This window comes from Actinosynnema sp. CS-041913 (assembly GCF_050942485.1).
Lineage (GTDB): Bacteria > Actinomycetota > Actinomycetes > Mycobacteriales > Pseudonocardiaceae > Actinosynnema.
Genome location: NZ_CP192037.1, coordinates 389807 through 409700 on the forward strand (window position 1 = coordinate 389807; position 19894 = coordinate 409700).

A 19894-nucleotide genomic window follows, 5' to 3' on the forward strand; every position below is an offset into this window, starting at 1 on the left:
GCGCATTGCGGTACTTGTGCGCTAACCTGCAGTCGACAATGCTTTGGTCGCGGTCGGGGAACAACCGCGCATTCGGAGTCCAGGAGGATACGCATGGCGCAGAAGGTCACCGTGACCCTGGTCGATGACCTGGACGGCGGGAAGGCAGAGGAGACGGTCGGCTTCGGTTTGGACGGTGTGTCCTACGAGATCGACCTTTCTTCGAGCAATGCGGGCAGGCTCCGCGACGCACTCGCCGACTTCGTCGCCAGCGCTCGCAAGGCGGGGGGCCGCAAGCGCGGCCCGGGTCGCCCGGCCGGTGTGAAGGCGGCACGTCCCGCATCGGCCGATCGCGAGCAGAACCAGGCGATTCGGGAGTGGGCCCGCAAGCAGGGGATGAAGGTGTCCGATCGAGGACGCATCCCTGCCGAGGTGCTGGAGGCCTACCACCAGCAGGGCTGACCGGATCAGTGATTACGTGGTGTACGCCACGGCAATTACGTCAATCGACGAAGGGGCGCCGGCCGAAACCGGCGCCCCTTCGTTGTCCGGTGCTCGTGCTGCTGATTCGGTTCCACCTCGTCGGTTGTTTTATCGAACCGGCCGGTACGCCGCGCGTACTCCGGGAGTGATCTCGGGATCGGTCGTGCCGACCGTTCGGGGGATCTTTGTGGGCCGCCGGATGGTGATGTTCATAACGACGTGTTTCGGTAGGTATCGTTCCGGTGCGCACGGTGAGCCGAACGGTCTACGGGCGGCGGTCCGGACGCCGGTTTGTCCGTTCAGCAGACGCGCGGACAGGTGACGCAGGCTTCCGCGTCGGGCAGTGCGAAGTGGAAGCAGCAGCTTTCCCGGCGACGGGTCCAACCGGTTTCCGTGGCGCGCAGCGTCGACGCCGACGTGAACGGGTCGAGCTTGGCCGGCAGGAGCAGCGCCGAGTCGGCCACGCCCGCCGCCTCCGCGCCGCGGAGCTGGCCGGCGGTCCAGGCGGCGCTGTCGAGGGCGTCCGTGGCCGCCGCCCATAGCTGCCGCCTGCCCAGTCGCACGGTCGGGCCGAACGAACTGACGAACCGGGTCGCGTGGGCGGCGAACCTGGCCCTGAGCAGCGCGGCCAGGGCGTGCTCGTCGGCGACGACGGTGGCTGCGGGGTGGTCGCGCTCCGGGTCGTCGGGCAGGCACGCGAACTCGTCGGCGAGCAGCGCCAGGCCGACGATGTGCGGTCGGTCCTCGGTCGCGATGCGGACCGCCACGTCGGAGGGCCGCAGTGCCGGGACGCGGCGGGCGAGGTGGAACAGGGTGCCGCCGAGGAGCCCGATCGCGCTGAGGTACCAGCTCATGACGTAGCCGCCGGTGGTCCGGTCGGGCGCGTCGCCGTAGTGCTCGCGCAGCCAGTCGCCGAGCCTCGCGCGCCACGCGTCGAACCTGGCGGGCTCGGCCATCAGGGTCTCGGCGACGACCCAGCCGGTGCCCGTCGTGTCGCCTGGAAGGCTGAACTTGAACTCACACCATTGGGTGAGGGCATCCGCCCGGGTGACCGACCCGGCGATCGGGGTGCGCGCGTCGCGTGCCGGTGCCGTCGCCGGTACGGTCATGTCAGAAGGTCCTCGCGTCGGTTCGGATGAGGCTTGCCTAACCTTATATAGCCTCACCTGGGTCGGCGATGTGCGGTGACACCGGTCACGCCGTGTGTCGCCGGGCGGCGGGTGTGTTCGCGCTCAGCGGACATCGCCCGATCCGTGGAATCTGCCAGGCAGATCACGCGTTGGTACCGATGTCAGAGATCCCCGAAGGTGACTGCACGCGAACGGGAACTGAGAGTGTCGGGGCTGACGACTACAGTGGTCCCACGGTGCCGCGCTCTCCACGGTATGCCCGTGGTGAGCCCGAGGACCGCCGGCGCAGCAGTCAGGGAGTGCGAATGTTCGAAAGGTTCACCGACCGCGCGAGGCGGGTGGTTGTCCTGGCCCAGGAAGAGGCCAGGATGCTCAACCACAACTACATCGGCACCGAGCACATCCTCCTGGGCTTGATCCACGAGGGTGAGGGTGTCGCCGCCAAGGCGCTGGAGTCGTTGGGGATCGCGCTGGAGGGCGTCCGCCAGCAGGTCGAGGAGATCATCGGCCAGGGGCAGCAGGCCCCGTCCGGCCACATCCCCTTCACCCCGCGTGCGAAGAAGGTGCTCGAGCTGTCGCTGCGCGAAGCGCTGCAGCTCGGCCACAACTACATCGGCACGGAGCACATCCTGCTCGGCCTGATCCGCGAGGGCGAAGGCGTCGCCGCGCAGGTCCTGGTCAAGCTGGGCGCGGACCTCAACCGCGTCCGCCAGCAGGTGCTCCAACTGCTGTCCGGCTACTCCGGGGGCAAGGAGCCCGCCGAGTCCGGCGGCCGCGGTGAGGGCACGCCCTCCTCGTCCCTGGTGCTCGACCAGTTCGGGCGCAACCTGACCGCCAGCGCGCGGGAGGGCAAGCTCGACCCGGTGATCGGGCGCACCAAGGAGATCGAGCGGGTCATGCAGGTGCTGTCCCGCCGCACCAAGAACAACCCGGTCCTCATCGGCGAGCCCGGCGTCGGCAAGACCGCCGTCGTCGAAGGCCTGGCGCAGATGGTCGTCAAGGGCGAGGTGCCCGAGACGCTCAAGGACAAGCAGCTCTACACCCTCGACCTGGGCTCGCTGGTGGCGGGCTCGCGTTACCGCGGTGACTTCGAGGAGCGCCTGAAGAAGGTGCTCAAGGAGATCCGCACCCGCGGCGACATCATCCTGTTCATCGACGAGATCCACACCCTGGTGGGTGCGGGCGCGGCCGAGGGCGCGATCGACGCGGCCTCGATCCTGAAGCCCATGCTGGCCCGCGGCGAGCTGCAGACCATCGGCGCGACGACCCTCGACGAGTACCGCAAGTACGTCGAGAAAGACCCCGCCCTGGAGCGCCGGTTCCAGCCGATCCAGGTCGGCGAGCCGTCGCTGGAGCACACGATCGAGATCCTGAAGGGTCTGCGCGACCGGTACGAGGCGCACCACCGCGTCTCGATCACCGACTCGGCGCTGGTCGCCGCCGCCACGCTGGCCGACCGGTACATCAACGACCGGTTCCTGCCGGACAAGGCCATCGACCTGATCGACGAGGCGGGCGCGCGGATGCGCATCCGCCGGATGACCGCTCCGCCGGACCTGCGCGAGTTCGACGAGAAGATCGCCGACGTGCGGCGCGAGAAGGAGTCCGCGATCGACGCGCAGGACTTCGAGCGGGCCGCGAAGCTGCGTGACTCCGAGAAGCAGCTCCTGGGCCAGAAGGCCGAGCGGGAGAAGCAGTGGAAGGACGGCGACCTCGACGTCGTCGCCGAGGTGGACGACGAGCAGATCGCCGAAGTGCTGGCGAACTGGACCGGCATCCCGGTGTTCAAGCTCACCGAGGAGGAGACCACGCGTCTGCTCCGCATGGAGGACGAGCTGCACAAGCGGATCATCGGCCAGGTCGACGCGGTGAAGGCCGTGTCGCAGGCGATCCGCCGCACCCGTGCCGGCCTGAAGGACCCGAAGCGCCCGTCCGGGTCGTTCATCTTCGCCGGCCCGTCCGGTGTCGGCAAGACGGAGCTGTCGAAGGCCCTGGCGAACTTCCTGTTCGGCGAGGACGACGCGCTCATCCAGATCGACATGGGCGAGTTCCACGACCGGTACACCGCGTCGCGGCTGTTCGGCGCGCCTCCCGGGTACGTCGGCTACGAAGAGGGCGGCCAGCTCACCGAGAAGGTGCGCCGCAAGCCGTTCTCGGTGGTGCTGTTCGACGAGATCGAGAAGGCGCACCAGGAGGTGTACAACACGCTGCTCCAGGTGCTGGAGGACGGCCGCCTGACCGATGGCCAGGGCCGGACGGTGGACTTCAAGAACACCGTCATCATCTTCACGTCCAACCTGGGCACGTCGGACATCTCCAAGGCCGTGGGCCTGGGCTTCACGTCCGGGCAGGACACCGCGTCGAACTACGAGCGGATGAAGAACAAGGTCAACGACGAGCTGAAGAAGCACTTCCGCCCGGAGTTCCTCAACCGCATCGACGACATCATCGTGTTCCACCAGCTCACGCAGGACGAGATCATCAAGATGGTGGACCTGATGATCGCCCGCGTCGAGACGCAGTTGAAGAACAAGGACATGGCGATCGAGCTGACCGACCGCGCGAAGAAGCTGCTCGCCAAGCGCGGCTTCGACCCGGTGCTCGGCGCCCGTCCGCTGCGCCGGACCATCCAGCGCGAGATCGAGGACCAGCTATCGGAGAAGATCCTGTTCGGCGAGATCCAGCCGGGCCAGATCATCCTCACCGACGTCGACGGCTGGGACGGCGAGTCGGAGGCGGACGACAAGGCCCACTTCGTCTTCCGGGGCGAAGCGAAGCCGCTGAACGTGCCCGACGCGCCCCCGGTCGACCTGGCCGCCTCGTCCGGTGGCGACACCGGCGACTCGGACGCGGAGTCGGCCTGACGGTCGCGGTCTGAGGGTCGCGGACTCGATGGCCACGGTCTGACGGTGTAGTTCGGCGCAAGCGCCCCCTGGGAACGTCCAGGGGGCGCTTTCGGCTCAGTGCAAGGTCCCGGCCGTGGTGCGGAGGTCGGTGGTCCGGGCGATCGTCGTGCGGATGATCAGGTCCAGCGCCCGGGTCGCGGTCGGGGTGTCGAGGCTCGGCAGGTCCGAGTGGCCCTGCTCCGGTGTGTATGGCACGTGCACGAAGCCCGCCCGAAGCGCGGTGAACTCGGTCGCCACCAAGTGCATCAACCCGTAGAACACGTGGTTGCAGACGAACGTCCCCGCCGTGTGCGACACGGCCGCCGGGATGTCGGCCTCGCCGAGCGCCGACACGCAGGCCTTCACCGGCAGGTTGGTGAAGTACGCCGCCGGACCGCCCTCGACCACCGGGGCGTCGATCGGCTGGTGGCCCGCGTTGTCCGGGATTCGCGCGTCGTCGAGGTTGATCGCCACGCGTTCCGGGGTCACCGCCGCACGCCCACCCGCCTGACCGACGCAAATCACCACATCGGGTGAGTGAGCGACCACCAAGGAGTGCAGAACCGCCAGCGAAGCCCCGAACTCGCACGGCAGCTCGGCCGTCACCAACTCATAGCCCGACGGGGTGACCCCGCGGACCGCGTCCCAGGACGGATTGGTGTCCTCGCCCCCGAACGGCTCGAAGCCCGTCAGCAGAACTCTCACTCGGGCAGACTAGATGTCGTGGTCGACATCGAGGAACGCCGCCCGAGAAGCCGGGCCACGACGTTCCTGCTGGTGATCGCCGCCACAGCGTTCGTCGTGGCCGCCGCGTTCCGCCTGCTGGGCATCGACGGGACGCGGCACATGGTCGCCACCACCGCCCTCGTCCCCTACGTCACGGCGGCCGGCGTGCTGCTCGGCGCGGTGGCCCTGCTGTTGCGGCGCTGGCTGGTCGGCACCGTGACGTTGCTGATCGCCCTGGTGCTGGTGGCGGCGGTCGCGCCGCGGGCGTTCCCGGACTCGCGGCCGGTCGGCGTGGGGCAGCAGGTCCGGGTCATGGCGGCGAACCTGATGCTGGGCCGGGCCGACGCCGAGGCCGTTGTCGACGCGGTGCGGGCGCACGAGGTCGACGTGCTGGCCGTCCAGGAGCTCACGGCGGCGATGATCGGCGAGTTCGACCGCGCGGGTCTGGGCGAGGTGTTGCCCTATCGGGTCTTCCTCGCCGCGCCCGGCGGTGCCGGGTCCGGTATCGCGTCCCGGCATCCGCTCACCGCCCGCGACCTCGCCGCGCCGAGCACGTTGCGCCAGGCGGGCGCGCTCGTCGACCTGCCCGGCGAGGACGTGGAGATCGTGTCCGTGCACCCGCTGCCCCCGACGTCCCCGGACGGCCCGGAACGCTGGCAGCGGGACATGGCGGGCCTCCCGGAACGCGACCTGAACGGCCCGTTCCGGGTCCTCGCGGGTGACTTCAACGCCACGCTCGACCACGTCGGCCTGCGCCGGCTGCTCAACCAGGGCTACGAGGACGCCGCCGACCAGGTCGGCGCGGGCCTGGAACCGACGTGGCCGGCCGGCGGGGTGTGGCCGCCGCCGGTCGTCATCGACCACATCCTGGTGGACAACCGGTGCCCGGTGGACACCTTCCAGGTGATCGACCTCCCCGGCTCGGACCACCGCGCGATCGTCACCCAGTTCGTCGTGCCAACCCGGTGAGCGCCGCCAGCGCGCCCATCCGCAGCGACACCCCGCGCCCGTGCCGCACGTCCGGCTCACGCGGGTTGATCCTGATCAGCGCCCCGGACGCGGCACTGGCCAGCTCCGCCTGCCGCCGCACGGTCGGCACCGCCAGCCCCGCGCCGAGTTCGAGCACCACGAGGTCCCGCGCGCCCCGCCGCCACGCGGTCAGCTCGTGCAGCGCCCGCTGACTCGGTCCGGGCACCCACGACCAGTCGCCGAACATGAGGATGTTGGGCCGCGCCAGGCCGCCGCAGTGGCGGCACGCGGGCAGTGGCGAGGCGGCCCGCATGGTCTCCGGGTCGACGTCCACCGCGACGTCGTCGGCGGGCCAGACGTCGTCCGTGCACGGCTCCACGCACTGGAGGTGGTGGATCGACCCGTGCACCTCGGCGACGTCCGCGAACCCGGCGCGCTGGAACTGCCCGTCGACGTTCGACGTGAACACCCGCGCGCCCCAGGACCGCAGCACGTCGAAACCCGCGTGCGGACGGGTGCGCCGGTAGAGGTCGAGCCGGTGGCCGTAGAAGCCCCACGCCAGGGACGGGTCCTCCACGAAGTGCACGGGGTCGGCCAGTTCGGCGAACCGCAGCCCCAGCCGGGCGTACGGCGGGTACGCCTGCCAGAACCCGTGGTCGCCCCGGAAGTCCGGCAGCCCGGAGTCGACACCCATCCCGGCGCCCGCGCACACCAGCACCGCGCCCGCGCCCGAGATCAACTCGGCGGCGCGGTCGAGCCCTGAGTGGTCGAGCCCTGAGTGGTCGAGCCCTGAGTGGTCGAGCCCTGAGTGGTCGAGCCCTGAGTGGTCGAGCCCTGAGTGGTCGAGCCCGGCACCGTCAAGCCCGACGTGGCCAGGGTCGGCGCGGTCGAGTCCCGCGCGGTCGGGCTTCGGGTGATCGGGGTCGGCGGGCGCGTCGGGGCGCTCGGTCGGTTCGGTGACCGGCTCAGTCACGCTTCGCTTCGGAGCTGAGCACGACCTCGAACTCCAGCAGGTCCGACCCGGTGCCCACGGGCCGCGCCCGCTCGCCCGAGTGCGCCTCGCGCGCCCCGCTGCCCAGCCAGTTCCGGAAGTCCTCGTCGGTCTCCCAGTGGGTGACCACGAAGTACCGCTCGTCACCCGCGACCGGCCGCAGTAGCTGGAAGCCGAGGAACCCGGCCGCCGAGTCCACCGCCCCGAGCCGCGCGGCGAACCGCTTCTCCAGCTCCGGCCCGGAACCGTCGGGAACGTGGATCGCGTTGATCTTCACAACCGCCATGCCACCGACGTTAGCAGGGCACGGCGGTGTCGTGGCCCGCCGCGATTCCCGGCTAGCGGCGCAGGGTGCCCGGCCACAGGTACTCGTCCGAAGGCAGCTCGTCGCCCCGGAACCACGCCGCGAAGAAGCCGTCCAAGTCCTGCCCCGACACCTCCTCCACGTGCGCCTCGAACTCGGGCCACGAAGCGTTCCCGTCCCGGTGCCGGGAGGTCCAGGACTGCAAGACCTTGTCGAACGACTCGTCGCCGATCTGGCGGCGCAGTGCGTGCACCGCGAGTTGGCCCTTGTCGTACACGCCGCGGAACTCGTTGCCCCGGCCCATGTCGTAGAGCTTGCGGTTCCAGTAGCCCGTCGAGTCGTCGGTCCGGCCGACCTCCGAGCGGTACCGGTCGTCGAGGTTGACGCCTTCCTTCCCCTCGGCCCACAGCCACTGCGCGTAGCTCGCGAAGCACTCGTTGAGGCAGATGTCGGCCCACGACCGCAGCGACACCGAGTCGCCGAACCACTGGTGCGCGTTCTCGTGCACGACGGTCTCCAGGTCGGCCCACCCCGCGTAGATGGGGCGGGTCTGGGTCTCCAGGGAGAAGCCGATGTTGTCGGACAGGAAGATGCCGCCCGCCGACTGGAACGGGTAGGGGCCGAACTTCGCGGACAGGAACGCCAGGACCTCCGGCAGGCGGCGCTGGTCCTCGCGGGCGCCCAGCGCGCCGGGCGCGTAGGCGTCCACCACGGGCGTGCCGTCGGGCAGGGTCGACCGGTCGATCGTCCACTTGTCGATCGCCACGGTGGCCAGGTAGGTCGCCATCGGCTGCGCCGCGTGCCACCGGAACGTGGTCCACCCGTCGGCCTGCGTGGAGCCCTCCTCCACCCCGTTGGACACCACCGACCAGCCGTCCGGCACGCGGGCCGCGAGCTTGAACGTCGCCTTGTCGCGCGGGGTGTCGTTGGCCGGGAACCAGGTGGTCGCCGAGTGCGGCTCGCCCGCCGCGAACGCCCCGCCGCCCGCCGACACCTGCCAGCCGCTGCGGCCCAGCGCCCGGTCCTCGAACAGGGTCGGCTCGCCGCCGTAGGTCACCGACACGGTGAACCGCTGGTCCTTGCGCAGCGGCTGCGCGGGCGTGACCACCAGCTCGTGCTCGCCCTCCTGGCTGAACGAGGCCTTCTCGTCGCCGATGGCCACCTCGGACACCTTCAGCTCGTACAGGTCCAGGTTGAACCGGCTCAGGTCGGCCGTCGCGACCCCGGTGATCAGCGCCTTCCCGTCCAGCTTGCGGGTGGCGGGGTCATAGCTGATGGCCACGTCGTAGCCGCTGACGTCGTAGCCGGTGTTGCCGTCCTGCGGGTAGTACGGGTCGCCCGCGCCGTCGCCGCCCTCGGCGTCCACCACCGGGGGAGTGCTGCCGGTGGTCGCGGGCACGGCCCGCGGCGTCGGCTCGGGCGAGCCGGGCATCTTGGCGACCAGCACCCCGGCGACCACCAGCACGAGGGCGGCGACGAGCAGGTAGGGGCGGGCCTTGGAGCTGATTGCCATGTCGACATGATGCACGTATGAGCGTTGCGGAGTTCGGGGGATCCGGCCAGGGGATCCTCCTGCTGCACGGCCTGATGAGCCGCGCCACCACCTGGTGGACGGTCGCGCAGTGGCTCCGGCCCTACGGCCGCGTCGTGGCGGCGGACGCCCGTGGCCACGGCCGCAACCCGCGGCGCGGGCCGTACCGGACCGAGGACTTCGTCGCCGACGCCGCCGAGGTGATCGAACGGCTCGACCTCGGGCCCGCCGTGGTGATCGGGCACTCGATGGGCGGCCTGCACGCGTGGGCGCTCGCCGCGACCCGGCCGGACCTGGTGAAAGCCGTCGTGGCGGAGGACGTCGTGCCGGACAACCGGGGCCGGTCGGTGGATGAGTGGAAGTGGTACTTCGAGGCGTGGCCGGTGTTCCGGTCGCTCGCCCACGTCCGCTCCGTGGTCCCGGTGCCGCGGGTCGAGGAGATGTTCGAGGAGCGCGCCGACGGCTACCACCTGATCGCGCGGCTGGAAGACCTGTACGAGATCGCGGCCGAGTGGGGCGAGCGGTCCTACTGGGACTTCGTGGACGCGATCCGGTGCCCGACGCTGACCGTCGAGGCGGGCCGGGGCGGGCTGCGTCCGGGCGCGATGGCGGAGGTCGCGCGCCGCACCGGCGGGCAGCACCTGCTGGTGCCCGAGTCCGGCCACGTCGTGCACGACGAGGCCCCGGAGGTCTACCGGGGCGCGGTGGAGGCCTTCCTGAGCGGGTCGATCCCCCCGGTCTGAGTGTCCACGATGGACACTTCGCGGACCTTGGCGCGGATCGGCTCCACCGGGTGCAGCGCGGTGAACGCCCGCGTGATCCGCTCGTCGTCCACGCCGTGCAGCAGCGTGCAGTGCGGCACCCAGTTGCCCGGCAGGTAGTACGCGTTGGGGTTCTTCACCCGCCCCGCCAGCACGTCGTGGATCGCCGAGTGCACGGCCAGCAGCTCGCTGTCCACGACCGCGCCGAGCTGGAGCACGTTCTCCGTGGTGGCGAAGACGCCCAGGGTGTGCAGCCACAGGTCGGGCAGCCACAGCCGGGACAGGTCCTCGCGCAGCTCGGCCCGCACCTTCGGCCCGATGGTGCCCGCGACGGCGTAGGTCAGGTGCGGCGGGTGCTCGAAGGTCGCGCCGACCTTCCGCCACAGGTCGCGGACCTTCGCGTCCGCCTCGTCGTCGAAGAACACCACCAGCGCGTGCACGTCAGTGCTCTCCCGGCAGCGCGAACAGCCCGGCGGCGGTCTGCTCGACCAGCCCGTCCACCAGCAGCGAGTGCAGGCACCGGTCCCGCTGCCCGGCGTCCGACCACACCGCGTCCAGCTTGGCCTTCCCGACCGGCTCCGCGGTGCCGCGCAGCACGTCGAGCAGCAGCCCGCGCACCTGCCGGTCGGTGCCCGCGAACTTCTGCACCGCCTTGGCCGGGCCGTCGTAGGCGGGCCGCCCGTTCCGCTGCCACGCGCAGGTGTCGATCACCGGGCAGTCCGCGCACCGGGGCGTGCGGGCGGTGCAGACCAGCGCGCCGAGTTCCATCAACGCGGCCGAGTACACGGCGGCGTTCTCCGGCGGGAGCAGCACTTCGACGTCGTTCAGGTCCTTGGTGGTGGACGGCGGCCCGGCGTCACCGGCTCCGTGCACGGCCCGCGCCACGACCCGGCGCACGTTCGTGTCCACCACCGGGCAGCTCCGGCCGTACGCGAACGCCGCCACCGCGCGGGCCGTGTACGCGCCGATCCCCGGCAGCGCCAGCAGCGTGTCGACGTCGTCGGGCACCACGTCACCGTGGTCGGCGGCGATCGCCTGGGCGGCGGCGTGCAGCCGCAGCGCGCGCCGGGGGTAGCCGAGCTTGCCCCAGGCGCGGAGGACCTCGCCCTGGCCGGCGGCGGCCATGGCGGACGGCGTGGGCCAGCGCGCCAGCCACTCGTGCCAGATCGGCTCGACCCGGGCGACCGGCGTCTGCTGGAGCATGATCTCGCTGACCAGCACGCCCCAGGCCGTGCACTCGGGCCGCCGCCAGGGCAGATCGCGGGCGGTGTCGGCGAACCAGTCGAGGAGGGTCTGCGCGTCGAGGCTCATAGCGCGGGCCAGTGTTCCAGAACGGCCACCCGCGGGTGGCCGGAATCCGGCGTCGCCCGGCGCGGTGGCCGGCCGCTCAGACGACCTCGGTCAGCTCGCCGGTGTGGACGTTGTAGACGAACCCGCGGACGTTGTCCCGGTACGGCACGAAGGGGCTGTGCCGGAGGCGGTTCATCGAGTTGCGGACGCTGTCCTTGACCTCGCGGAACGCCTCCACGGACCAGGTCGGGCGCATGCCGGCGTCCTGTTCCAGCTCGTCCTTGAACTCGTCCTCGGTCACCAGCTCCAGCCCGCAGTTGGTGTGGTGCACCAGCAGCACCTCGCGGGTGCCGAGCTTGCGCTGGCTCAGCGCCAGCGACCGGATCATGTCGTCGGTGACGACGCCGCCCGCGTTGCGCAGCACGTGCGCCTCCCCCTGGCGGAGGCCGAAGATCTCGAACACCCTGATGCGGGAGTCCATACAGGTCAGGATCGCCACCTGCATCGAGGGCTTCGGCGAAGAGCGGTCGCCGGGCACGGCGTTGCCCAGCTCGGCGTTGCGTTCCAGCAGCACGTCGATCGACGTCATGGCCCACCTCCCTTGTTCCCCCGGATTGGAACCCGAGTGCCGGATGCCGGCAAGTGGATCGGGCCGGAATCACGTTCACCACATCGAGTTACGTGCGGTTACCGCGCTATCCGCGTTCACTTGATTACCTTCGGTCAGGTGACCGAGCCCACTGGCCCGCTCCCGCCGTCGGTGTACCGGCGGCGCCGTGCGCTGGCGATCGGCGGTTCCGTGGTGGCCCTCGTGCTCGCCGTGTGGCTGGTGGGCGCGCTGACCGGGCGGGGCGATCCGGCTCCCGTCGTCCCGGTCGCCGCGGGCGCCTCCAGCCCGCCGCCGCAGGCCGACCGACCGTTCGTCGCGTCGTCCTCGTCCACGGCGTCGCCGGCTCCCACGTCGCCCGTCCCGTCGCCGTCCGCCGAGCCGTCGCCCTCGCCGACGCCGCCCTCATCGACACCGCCCACGCCGACGACACCGCCCGGCCCACCGCCGCCGTGCGAGGACGACCGGCTCAGCGTGCGGGCCGAGGTGGAGAGCCCGTCCTACCCGGCGGGCCGGCCGGTCGGGCTGAAGATCCTGGTGGGGAGCACCGGGCAGTTGCCGTGCGCGAAGGAGATCGGCCGGGCGGTGCGGGAACTCGTGGTGACCACGCCGGACGGCGGCACGCGCCTGTGGTCGAGCAACGACTGCTTCGACACCGACGGGTCCGAGGTCCGGGTCATGCAGCCCGGCGAGCTGTTCGAGTACCGCCTGACGTGGCTGGGCAGCACGTCGGAGCCGGGCTGCGCGAAGCACACCCGGCTGGGTCCGGGTGACTACCTGCTCTTCGCCCGGGTGGCCGGGAAGACGAGCGACCCGGTGGTGTTCCGGATGACCTGACACCCCGGCCACCCCCCCGGCGTCACGGGCCGAACCAGCGCTCCTCCACCGCGCCGCGCGGCGAGGCGGCCGTGGTGCCGATCACCAGCTCCGTCGCCAGCAGCACCGACCGGGGCCGGGTGCGCTCCGCCGAGTCCAGCAGCAGCTTGCCCGCTGCCCGGCCCTTCTCCAGCACGGGTTGGCGCACGGTCGTGAGCCCGGCCTGCTCGGCTTCCCGGATGCCGTCGAACCCGGTCACCGTCAGGTCGTGCGGCACGGTGAGCCCGCGCTTGCGCGCCTCGGCCAGCGCGCCCAGGGCCAGGATGTCCGACGTGCAGACCAGCGCCGTGATCTGCGGGTCGCGGTCCAGCACCTGGGCCGCCGCCGACGCGCCGGAGGTGATGTTGTGGTCGAACCGCTCCACCACCGGCACCCCGGCCCAGTCCACGCCGGCCTCGGTGAACGCCTCGGCCAGCCCCGCCAGCCGGGACCGCTGCACGTGGAAGTGCGCGGACCGCTGGCGCTCCGGGGTCACGTAGCCGTCGTTGCGATCGCGGGCGAGCCGCATGCACACCACGCCGATCCGCCGGTGCCCGAGCGCGATGAGGTGCTTGGCCAGCGAGTTCATCGCGGCCTGGTCGTCGATTCCCACCCGATCGACGTTCCCCAGGTCCGGCTGGTCGCACACCACCGTCGGCACCGGCCGCTCCAGCACCGCCGCCAGGTGCGGGTCGTCGTCGGGCACCGAGTACACGACGAACCCGTCGACGCCGGCGCGGTGCACCGCCGCCACGTCCTCGCGCTCGGGGTTCGCCGGCACCAGCAGCAGCCCGGTCCCGGCGTCCTCGCACGCCAGCGCCAAGCCCTCCAGGAACCCGATCGCCGCCGGGTCGCGGAACGCGTAGGACAGGTTCTCGGTGAGCAGCAGCCCCACCGCACCCGCCTTCCGCGTGCGCAGCGACCGCGCCACCGGGTCGGGCCCCGGGTAGCCGAGTCGTCTCGCTGTCTCCAACACCCGGCGTCGCAGCTCCGGTGAGAGCTGGTCGGGACGGTTGTACGCGTTGGACACCGTTGTCCGGGAAACACCCAGCTCCGCCGCCAGTGAGGCCAGCGTCGCGGGGCGTCGCACATGCATCGACCGCGCCATGAAGTGACCGTAACGGTTCAGAACCAATTACAGAAGTGGGGGTGACCGGCGTCCCTGCACTTGGTCATCGGCGCAGGTAGGACTGCGTTACCTGGCGGGAACATGGTCCAGACCAATTAGGCGGGTGGTGGCGGCGCGGAAGACTCCCGGACGACCAGCTTCGGGCGGAACACCCGCATGTAGTTGCCCGCCGGCCGCTTGCGCCGATCGGGGTCCAGCCGGTGCACCAACTCGTCCACGGCCGCCGCCGCCATCTCCTCGATCGGCTGGGCCAGCGTGGTCAGCGACGGCGAGCAGTAGGACGCGAGCGGGATGTCGTCGAAGCCGACCACCGACAGGTCGCGGGGCACCGACAGCCCCCGCCGGTGCGCTTCCCGCAACACGCCGATCGCCATGTGGTCGGACGAGCAGATCACCGCCGTCGGCCGCACGGTGTCCAGCAGCGCGGCCGTCGCCGCCGCACCGCCCTCCGGCCCGAACGGCGCGTGCGCCACGAACTCCGCGTCGGCGGGCAGCCCGTCCTCCTCCAGCGCCGCCGACCAGCCCGCCCGCTTCAACCGCGACGGCAGCGACCGCGCCGGCCCCGACACGAAGCCGATCCGCCGGTGCCCGAGTTCCACCAGGTGCCGGGTCGCCGCGTAGCCGGCGTGCTGCTCGTCGACGGTCACGTCCGGCACGTCCAGCGAGGGGGTCGCCCCGTTCAGGAACACCATGTGCACGCCGTCGGCGAGCAGCTTGGCGTAGTAGCTGGGACGCGGCGCCTGCCCGAGCGGCACTTCGACGTTGGTGATCTCCGGCGACACGAACACCATGCCCTCGACACCCCGCGCGAGGAGCATCCGGACGTACTCCTCCTCACCCATGGCGGCCGACCCGGTGGCACGGGTGTTGCACAGCAGCGACGAGTACCCGAGCCGGGCGGCCCGCACCTCCAGCGCCTCGGCGAACGCGGGGAACACCGGGTTGGACAACTCGGGCACGAGCAGCCCGATCACCCCGGTCCGCTGCAAGGCCCCCAACCCGCGCGGCGTGTACGGCATCTCCGCGAGCACCGCCAGCACGCGCTGGCGGGTCTCCTCGTTGACACCCGCTCGGCGGTTGAGCACCCGGCTGACCGTGGAGATGCTCACCCCGGCTGCCCTGGCGATCTCGGACAGTCCGGACACCGTGCCTCCTAGCGTGACGATCGTGGGACGACGTGCAGCCTGCCGGGCGTGGCAAGTTTTTGCAACGCCCACTGCTCCATCGCCCGGCAGACCGGCTCCGTTACGGCTTGGTTACGTCAAGCCCCTTGACCCGACACTGGTCGGAGGTATGAAATCCGCGTCAGCAATTTCGCAAGTTCTTGCAACACCCTCATCGCGATGAGGCCGGCAGGAGGGACGACAGCAACGATGCGACGTACCAGCCTCATGACCGCCGTGGCAGCCGGCATGACCGGCGCCCTAGTCCTCACCGCGTGCGGCGGCGGTGGCGGCGGCGCGGCGACCGACAGCGGCGAAGTCACCTTCTGGGACACCAGCGGCCCGAACGAGAGCCCGGTGTTCAGCAAGATCGCGCAGGAGTGCGCCACCAAGGGCGGATTCAAGGTCAACACCGAGGTGGTCGCCTTCGACCAGGCTCTGAACAACTACAAGACCGCCGCGCAGGGCGGCCAGGGCCCCGACGTGTTCCGCGCCGAAGTCGCCTGGGTGCCCCAACTGGCGAAGCTCGGCTACCTCGTGGACCTGACCGACACCGACCTGGGCAAGGACACCGGCGACTACCTGGCCACCCCGCTCGGCTCGACCAAGTACGAGGGCAGGTCCTACGGCGTCCCGCAGGTGACCGACTCGCTGGCGCTGTTCTACAACAAGAAGAAGCTCGCCGACGCGGGCGTGGCACCCCCGAAGACGTGGGACGAGGTCAAGACGGCCGCCACGAAACTGGGCGGCGAGAAGACCATCTTCATCAACAACGACGCCTACTACGCCCTGCCGTTCATCTACGGCGCGGGCGGCGACCTCGTGGACGCGTCGGCGAAGAAGATCGTCGTCAACTCCCCGGAAAACGTGAAGGCCCTCGAAACCGCAAAGGGCCTGCTAGACACGAAGTCAGCCTCCACCGCCCTCGACCCGGCGAACTCCTACAACAACATGCAGGCGGCGTTCTCCGGCGGCGAAGTGGCAATGGTGATCAACGGCCCGTGGTCGGTAGGGGACTACCTCAAGGGCACGGCGTTCGCGGACAAGACGAACCTGGGCATCGCCCCCGTGCCGGGCGAGTCGGCGGGCAAGGGCTCGGCCCCGGTAGGCGGCCACGACTACGTCATCCGCCAGGGCACCAAGGCGAAGGACTCGTCGACCAAGCTCATCGCCTGCCTGAGCAGCACAGAGTCACAAGTCAGGATCGCGAAGGAACTGGGCCTCCTCCCCACCCGGAAGTCGGCCTACGACAACGCGGACGTCAAGGCGAACGAAATCGTCTCAGCCTTCCAACCAGTAGCAACCAACGCCCACGCCCGCCCCTGGATCCCAGAGGGCGGCCAACTGTTCGACCCGCTGAAGATCGCCTACGCCGACGTACTGGCGGGGAAGAAGGACGCGAAGACGGCCCTGGACGAGGTCGCAAAGGCCTACAAGGACCAGGTAGTCACCGACTACACCATCGACTGACTACAACCCACCCACACACACCGCGCCAGCCCAGCCGCACCCAGACCCCCCGCACCAGACCGCCGCACCCGCACCAGCCGCGCGCAGCGCACACCCCCGGTTGGGCTGCGTGTCATCCCCGTATGGCCTGCCCGCAGGGAACCGCGCTTGTCCAGGGAGTGCAAGCACGCTTTTCGCTTGCGCTCCCTGGACAAGGGTGGTGGTCTTTGACCAGGCCATACGGGGATGACACGACGCCCGAGTCCTGCTTTTGTGATCATCCTTGGCGGCCAGCCCAGCGGCGAGCGCGCTCTTCGTCACGAGCCAGCGATCCACGCCCCAACCCACGCCCCAACCCACGCCCAACCCCGTGGACAAGCGAACGCAGGCGTCCCCCCGACCTGGGCACCCCTGCGTGCATCCAACCAAAGGACCACGACAAAACCGGCCGTCCAAGCCAGCCCTGTGGACAACCCCTCAGACTCTGTGGACAACCCAGCACCCACCCCACAAGGAGGCGACAGTGCGCAGGTTCCTGACCCGACACTGGTACGCGTACGCGATGGTGCTGCCAGTGGTGGTGGTCATCGCCGTGCTGGTGCTGTACCCCTTGGCCCAAGGCGTCTTCTTCACCTTCACCGACATCAACGAAGGCAACATCGCCAACCCGATCCTGAACCGCCCCGCCACCTACACAAGCGTAGGCCTGACCAACTACCTGAACGTCCTCTCCGGCGACCCGAGCTTCGGCGCGTTCTGGTCCACCCTGCTCCGCACCCTGATCTGGACGTTCGGCTGCGTGCTCTGCCACTACACGATCGGCCTGGGCCTGGCGATGCTCCTCAACCGGCAGGTGAAGGCCCGAGCCCTCTACCGGGTGCTGCTGATCCTCCCCTGGGCGGTCCCGGCGTTCATCAGCGCGTTCGCCTGGAAGTACATGTTCAACGCCCAGTACGGGATCATCAACCAGTTCCTCCGCGCCCTGGGCCTGCCGGACCCGATCTGGCTGGGCCAGTCCGACTGGGCCCTGGTGGCGGTGATCATCGTCAACGTCTGGCTGGGCGTGCCGTTCATGATGGTGGCCCTCCTGGGCGGCCTCCAAGCCATCCCCGGCGACCTCTACGAGGCGGCCGAGATGGACGGGGCGAGCGCGTGGCAGCGGTTCCGGCACGTCACGCTGCCCGGCCTCCAGTCCGTGTCCAGCACGGTGGTGCTGCTGGGCATCATCTGGACGTTCAACATGTTCGCCGTGATCTACCTGATCACCGGCCCCAACCCGAACACCCGCATCCTGGTGACCTACGCGTTCGAGCGGTTCTTCTCCGGCGCGTCCCGCGACTACGCGGTCGCGTCGACCTACGGCGTGCTGATCCTGTCCGTCCTGCTCGTGTTCGCGAGCGTCTACCGGCGGGCCCTGCGCAGGCAAGGCGAGGTGTGGTGATGACGGTCGAAGCCGTTTCCCTCAAGGTGGCCCAACCCCGGCGTCCGCTCAAGCGCAGCGAACGCTCCACAGCCGCGAGCGTCGCCCTGCACGCCGCGCTGATCGGCGCGTCGCTGATCGCGGTGTTCCCGGTGTTCTGGGTGCTGGTGACGTCGTTCAAGCCGGACGCGCGGGCCGTGGAGACGACGCCGAAGCTGGTCAACGAGTCCAGTGTGGACAACTACGTGCGCATCCTGTCCGGGGACAAGGGGAACTTCCTGGCGTGGTTCGGCAACTCGATCCTCATCGCCCTGATGACGACGGTGATCGCGGTCTTCCTGTCGGCGACCACGGGCTACGCGGCGTCGCGGTTCCGGTTCCCCGGCAAGCGCTCGCTGATGCTGTCGTTCCTCGTGGTGCAGATGTTCCCGTTCGCGGTGCTGATCGTGCCGCTGTACAACATCCTGCTGTCCCTCGGCCTGCAAGGGACCGGCTTCGGCCTGGTGCTGGTGTACTGCACGACCGCCGTGCCGTTCTGCACGTACATGCTGAAGGGCTACTTCGACACCATCCCGACGGACATCGACGAGGCCGGCCGGGTCGACGGCCTGTCGCCGTTCGGGGTGTTCTGGCGGCTGGTCATGCCGCTCGCCCGGCCGGGCCTGGCGGTCACCGCGTTCTACGCCTTCCTGACCGCCTGGGGCGAGGTGGCGTTCGCGTCGGCGTTCCTGTCGGCGGCGGACGAGTCGAAGACGCTCGCCGTCGGCCTGCAGGTGTTCGTGCAGCAGAACCGGACCGAGTGGGGTCACCTGGCCGCCGCGTCGATCCTGGTCGCCATCCCGGCGATCGTCGTGTTCTACCTGGTGCAGCGGTTCCTGGTGACGGGCCTGTCGTCGGGCGCGGTGAAGGGCTGACGGCCGAAAAGTAGACCAATGCACCTGTTCCCGTAAGCGCTTGCAATCCATAACGTTGCGCCAAAGCTTGGCTGGTGAAAGGTGCGTTCCATGGCTGAGGTCGCCTACGTCAAAGCGTCGCGGGTCTTCTCCGGCAGCCCGCCGGTCCGCGCGGTCGACGAACTGTCGCTCGACGTCTCCGACGGCGAGTTCCTGGTGCTCGTCGGGCCGTCGGGGTCGGGCAAGTCGACCGCCCTGCGGATGCTCGCCGGCCTGGAGGACGTGGACGAGGGCGCCATCCGGATCGGCGGCAAGGACGTCACCAACGTGCCGCCGAAGGGTCGGGACATCGCCATGGTGTTCCAGTCCTACGCCCTCTACCCGCACATGACGGTCGCCGAGAACATGGGCTTCGCGCTCAAGCTGCGCGGCGTCAACAAGGCCGAGATCAAGCAGAAGGTCGCCGAGGCGGCCAAGATGCTCGACCTGACCAAGTACCTGGACCGCAAGCCGAAGGCGCTGTCCGGCGGCCAGCGCCAGCGGGTCGCGATGGGCCGCGCGATCGTCCGCGAGCCCTCCGTCTTCCTGATGGACGAGCCGCTGTCCAACCTGGACGCCAAGCTCCGCGTCGAGACCCGCGCGAACATCGCGGCCCTCCAGCAGCGCCTGGGCACCACCACCATCTACGTGACGCACGACCAGGTGGAGGCCATGACCATGGGCCACCGGGTCGCCGTGCTGAAGGACGGCCTGCTCCAGCAGTGCGACACCCCGCGCGCCCTGTACGACAAGCCGGGCAACGCGTTCGTCGCCGGGTTCATGGGCTCGCCCGCCATGAACCTCAAGACCGTCCCGCTGACCGCCGAGGGCGCGAAGCTCGACGGCATCGTGGTCCCGCTGGAGCGCCGCGCGCTGGACGCCGCCGCCGCCGAGGGCCTCGCCGAGGTCACGTTCGGCATCCGGCCGGAGTCGCTGGCGCTGGTCGGCTCGCAGGGTCCGGGCATGGAGATGGTCGTCGAACTGGTCGAGGAGCTGGGCGCGGACGCGCTCGTGCACGGCGCGGTGCGGATCGGCGCCGCGTCGGAGCGGTTCGTGGTCCGCGTGGACGGCCGCACGCCGCCGGCCCTGGGCCAGACCGTGAAGGTCGCGGTCCGGGACGCCACCGAGGTCCACCTGTTCCACCCGGAGTCGGGCGCCCGCCTGACCGGCTGACACGTGCCCGCCTGAGGGCCACCTCCCCCGGCCGGAGGTGGCCCTCAGGCGTGTCCCGGACCCCGTGAAAAGACCAGAAACACCCGGTCGGTGGACATCCAGGTGGCGGAACGTTCT

The 19894-nt window shown here is 70.3% G+C and carries 19 protein-coding genes; 9 read left to right on the forward strand and 10 right to left on the reverse strand.

What is annotated here, in order from left to right:
- The first annotated feature begins 93 nt into the window (after positions 1-93).
- Positions 94-441 (forward strand): histone-like nucleoid-structuring protein Lsr2, encoded by a 348-nt coding sequence (locus tag ACQPZF_RS01925; protein WP_204842672.1) that lies wholly within the window; start codon positions 94-96, stop codon positions 439-441.
- A 320-nt stretch (positions 442-761) separates the two neighbouring features.
- Here ACQPZF_RS01925 and ACQPZF_RS01930 read toward each other — a convergent pair whose 3' ends face one another.
- A complete protein-coding gene (locus ACQPZF_RS01930; protein WP_433267597.1) occupies positions 762-1571 on the reverse strand; it encodes a (2Fe-2S)-binding protein in 810 nt (269 codons plus the stop codon).
- A 326-nt stretch (positions 1572-1897) separates the two neighbouring features.
- On the opposite strand from ACQPZF_RS01930, the gene ACQPZF_RS01935 reads away from it, so the two are divergent.
- Entirely contained in the window at positions 1898-4456 is a 2559-nt protein-coding gene (locus ACQPZF_RS01935) for an ATP-dependent Clp protease ATP-binding subunit (RefSeq protein WP_433267598.1), read from the forward strand.
- A 96-nt stretch (positions 4457-4552) separates the two neighbouring features.
- On the opposite strand, the gene pcp is transcribed toward ACQPZF_RS01935, so the two are convergent.
- Positions 4553-5182, reverse strand: coding sequence for a pyroglutamyl-peptidase I (gene pcp, locus ACQPZF_RS01940; RefSeq protein WP_433267600.1), 630 nt, complete (start codon positions 5180-5182; stop codon positions 4553-4555).
- A gap of 18 nt (positions 5183-5200) precedes the next feature.
- Here pcp and ACQPZF_RS01945 point away from each other — a divergent pair, with 18 nt between their 5' ends.
- A complete protein-coding gene (locus ACQPZF_RS01945; RefSeq protein ID WP_433267602.1) occupies positions 5201-6172 on the forward strand; it encodes an endonuclease/exonuclease/phosphatase family protein in 972 nt (323 codons plus the stop codon).
- On the opposite strand, the gene ACQPZF_RS01950 is transcribed toward ACQPZF_RS01945, so the two are convergent.
- The 3 genes from ACQPZF_RS01950 to ACQPZF_RS01960 all read right to left on the reverse strand — a co-directional run bounded on the left by ACQPZF_RS01950 (position 6144) and on the right by ACQPZF_RS01960 (position 8980).
- Entirely contained in the window at positions 6144-6911 is a 768-nt protein-coding gene (locus tag ACQPZF_RS01950; RefSeq protein ID WP_433274396.1) for an SIR2 family NAD-dependent protein deacylase, read from the reverse strand. The genes ACQPZF_RS01945 and ACQPZF_RS01950 overlap by 29 nt on opposite strands.
- 226 nt (positions 6912-7137) lie before the next feature.
- Positions 7138-7449, reverse strand: coding sequence for an antibiotic biosynthesis monooxygenase family protein (locus ACQPZF_RS01955; RefSeq protein WP_433267604.1), 312 nt, complete (start codon positions 7447-7449; stop codon positions 7138-7140).
- A 52-nt stretch (positions 7450-7501) separates the two neighbouring features.
- Entirely contained in the window at positions 7502-8980 is a 1479-nt protein-coding gene (locus ACQPZF_RS01960) for a M1 family metallopeptidase (RefSeq protein ID WP_433267606.1), read from the reverse strand.
- A gap of 17 nt (positions 8981-8997) precedes the next feature.
- Here ACQPZF_RS01960 and ACQPZF_RS01965 point away from each other — a divergent pair, with 17 nt between their 5' ends.
- Entirely contained in the window at positions 8998-9741 is a 744-nt protein-coding gene (locus tag ACQPZF_RS01965) for an alpha/beta fold hydrolase (RefSeq protein ID WP_433267608.1), read from the forward strand.
- Here the strand turns inward: ACQPZF_RS01965 and ACQPZF_RS01970 are convergent.
- The 3 genes from ACQPZF_RS01970 to ACQPZF_RS01980 form a co-directional block, all read right to left on the reverse strand.
- Positions 9690-10199, reverse strand: coding sequence for a 2'-5' RNA ligase family protein (locus tag ACQPZF_RS01970; RefSeq protein ID WP_433267610.1), 510 nt, complete (start codon positions 10197-10199; stop codon positions 9690-9692). The genes ACQPZF_RS01965 and ACQPZF_RS01970 overlap by 52 nt on opposite strands.
- Position 10200: 1 nt before the next feature.
- Positions 10201-11070, reverse strand: coding sequence for an A/G-specific adenine glycosylase (locus ACQPZF_RS01975; RefSeq protein ID WP_433267612.1), 870 nt, complete (start codon positions 11068-11070; stop codon positions 10201-10203).
- Between the two features lie 76 nt (positions 11071-11146).
- Complete coding sequence (locus ACQPZF_RS01980) at positions 11147-11638, reverse strand: beta-class carbonic anhydrase (protein WP_433267614.1); 492 nt, start codon at positions 11636-11638, stop codon at positions 11147-11149.
- Positions 11639-11776: 138 nt separating this feature from the next.
- On the opposite strand from ACQPZF_RS01980, the gene ACQPZF_RS01985 reads away from it, so the two are divergent.
- The gene (locus ACQPZF_RS01985) at positions 11777-12493 is read left to right on the forward strand and encodes a hypothetical protein (RefSeq protein ID WP_433267615.1); all 717 of its coding nucleotides are present in this window, start codon (positions 11777-11779) and stop codon (positions 12491-12493) included.
- Positions 12494-12515: 22 nt separating this feature from the next.
- Here ACQPZF_RS01985 and ACQPZF_RS01990 read toward each other — a convergent pair whose 3' ends face one another.
- A complete protein-coding gene (locus tag ACQPZF_RS01990; protein ID WP_433267618.1) occupies positions 12516-13619 on the reverse strand; it encodes a LacI family DNA-binding transcriptional regulator in 1104 nt (367 codons plus the stop codon).
- A 116-nt stretch (positions 13620-13735) separates the two neighbouring features.
- Positions 13736-14785: a LacI family DNA-binding transcriptional regulator gene (locus ACQPZF_RS01995; RefSeq protein ID WP_433267620.1), complete on the reverse strand. Its 1050-nt coding sequence runs from the start codon at positions 14783-14785 to the stop codon at positions 13736-13738.
- A gap of 228 nt (positions 14786-15013) precedes the next feature.
- Here ACQPZF_RS01995 and ACQPZF_RS02000 point away from each other — a divergent pair, with 228 nt between their 5' ends.
- The 4 genes from ACQPZF_RS02000 to ACQPZF_RS02015 all read left to right on the forward strand — a co-directional run bounded on the left by ACQPZF_RS02000 (position 15014) and on the right by ACQPZF_RS02015 (position 19777).
- On the forward strand, positions 15014-16273 hold the full coding sequence (locus tag ACQPZF_RS02000; RefSeq protein WP_433267622.1) for an extracellular solute-binding protein: 1260 nt from the start codon (positions 15014-15016) through the stop codon (positions 16271-16273).
- Positions 16274-16775: 502 nt separating this feature from the next.
- Complete coding sequence (locus ACQPZF_RS02005; RefSeq protein WP_433267624.1) at positions 16776-17693, forward strand: carbohydrate ABC transporter permease; 918 nt, start codon at positions 16776-16778, stop codon at positions 17691-17693.
- Positions 17693-18586 carry a sugar ABC transporter permease gene (locus ACQPZF_RS02010; protein WP_433267625.1) on the forward strand — a complete coding sequence of 298 codons (894 nt, stop codon included), beginning with the start codon at positions 17693-17695 and terminating at the stop codon, positions 18584-18586. The genes ACQPZF_RS02005 and ACQPZF_RS02010 overlap by 1 nt, the downstream gene beginning before the upstream one ends.
- Positions 18587-18676: 90 nt before the next feature.
- A complete protein-coding gene (locus tag ACQPZF_RS02015; RefSeq protein WP_433267628.1) occupies positions 18677-19777 on the forward strand; it encodes an ABC transporter ATP-binding protein in 1101 nt (366 codons plus the stop codon).
- The last annotated feature ends 117 nt before the right edge of the window (positions 19778-19894 follow it).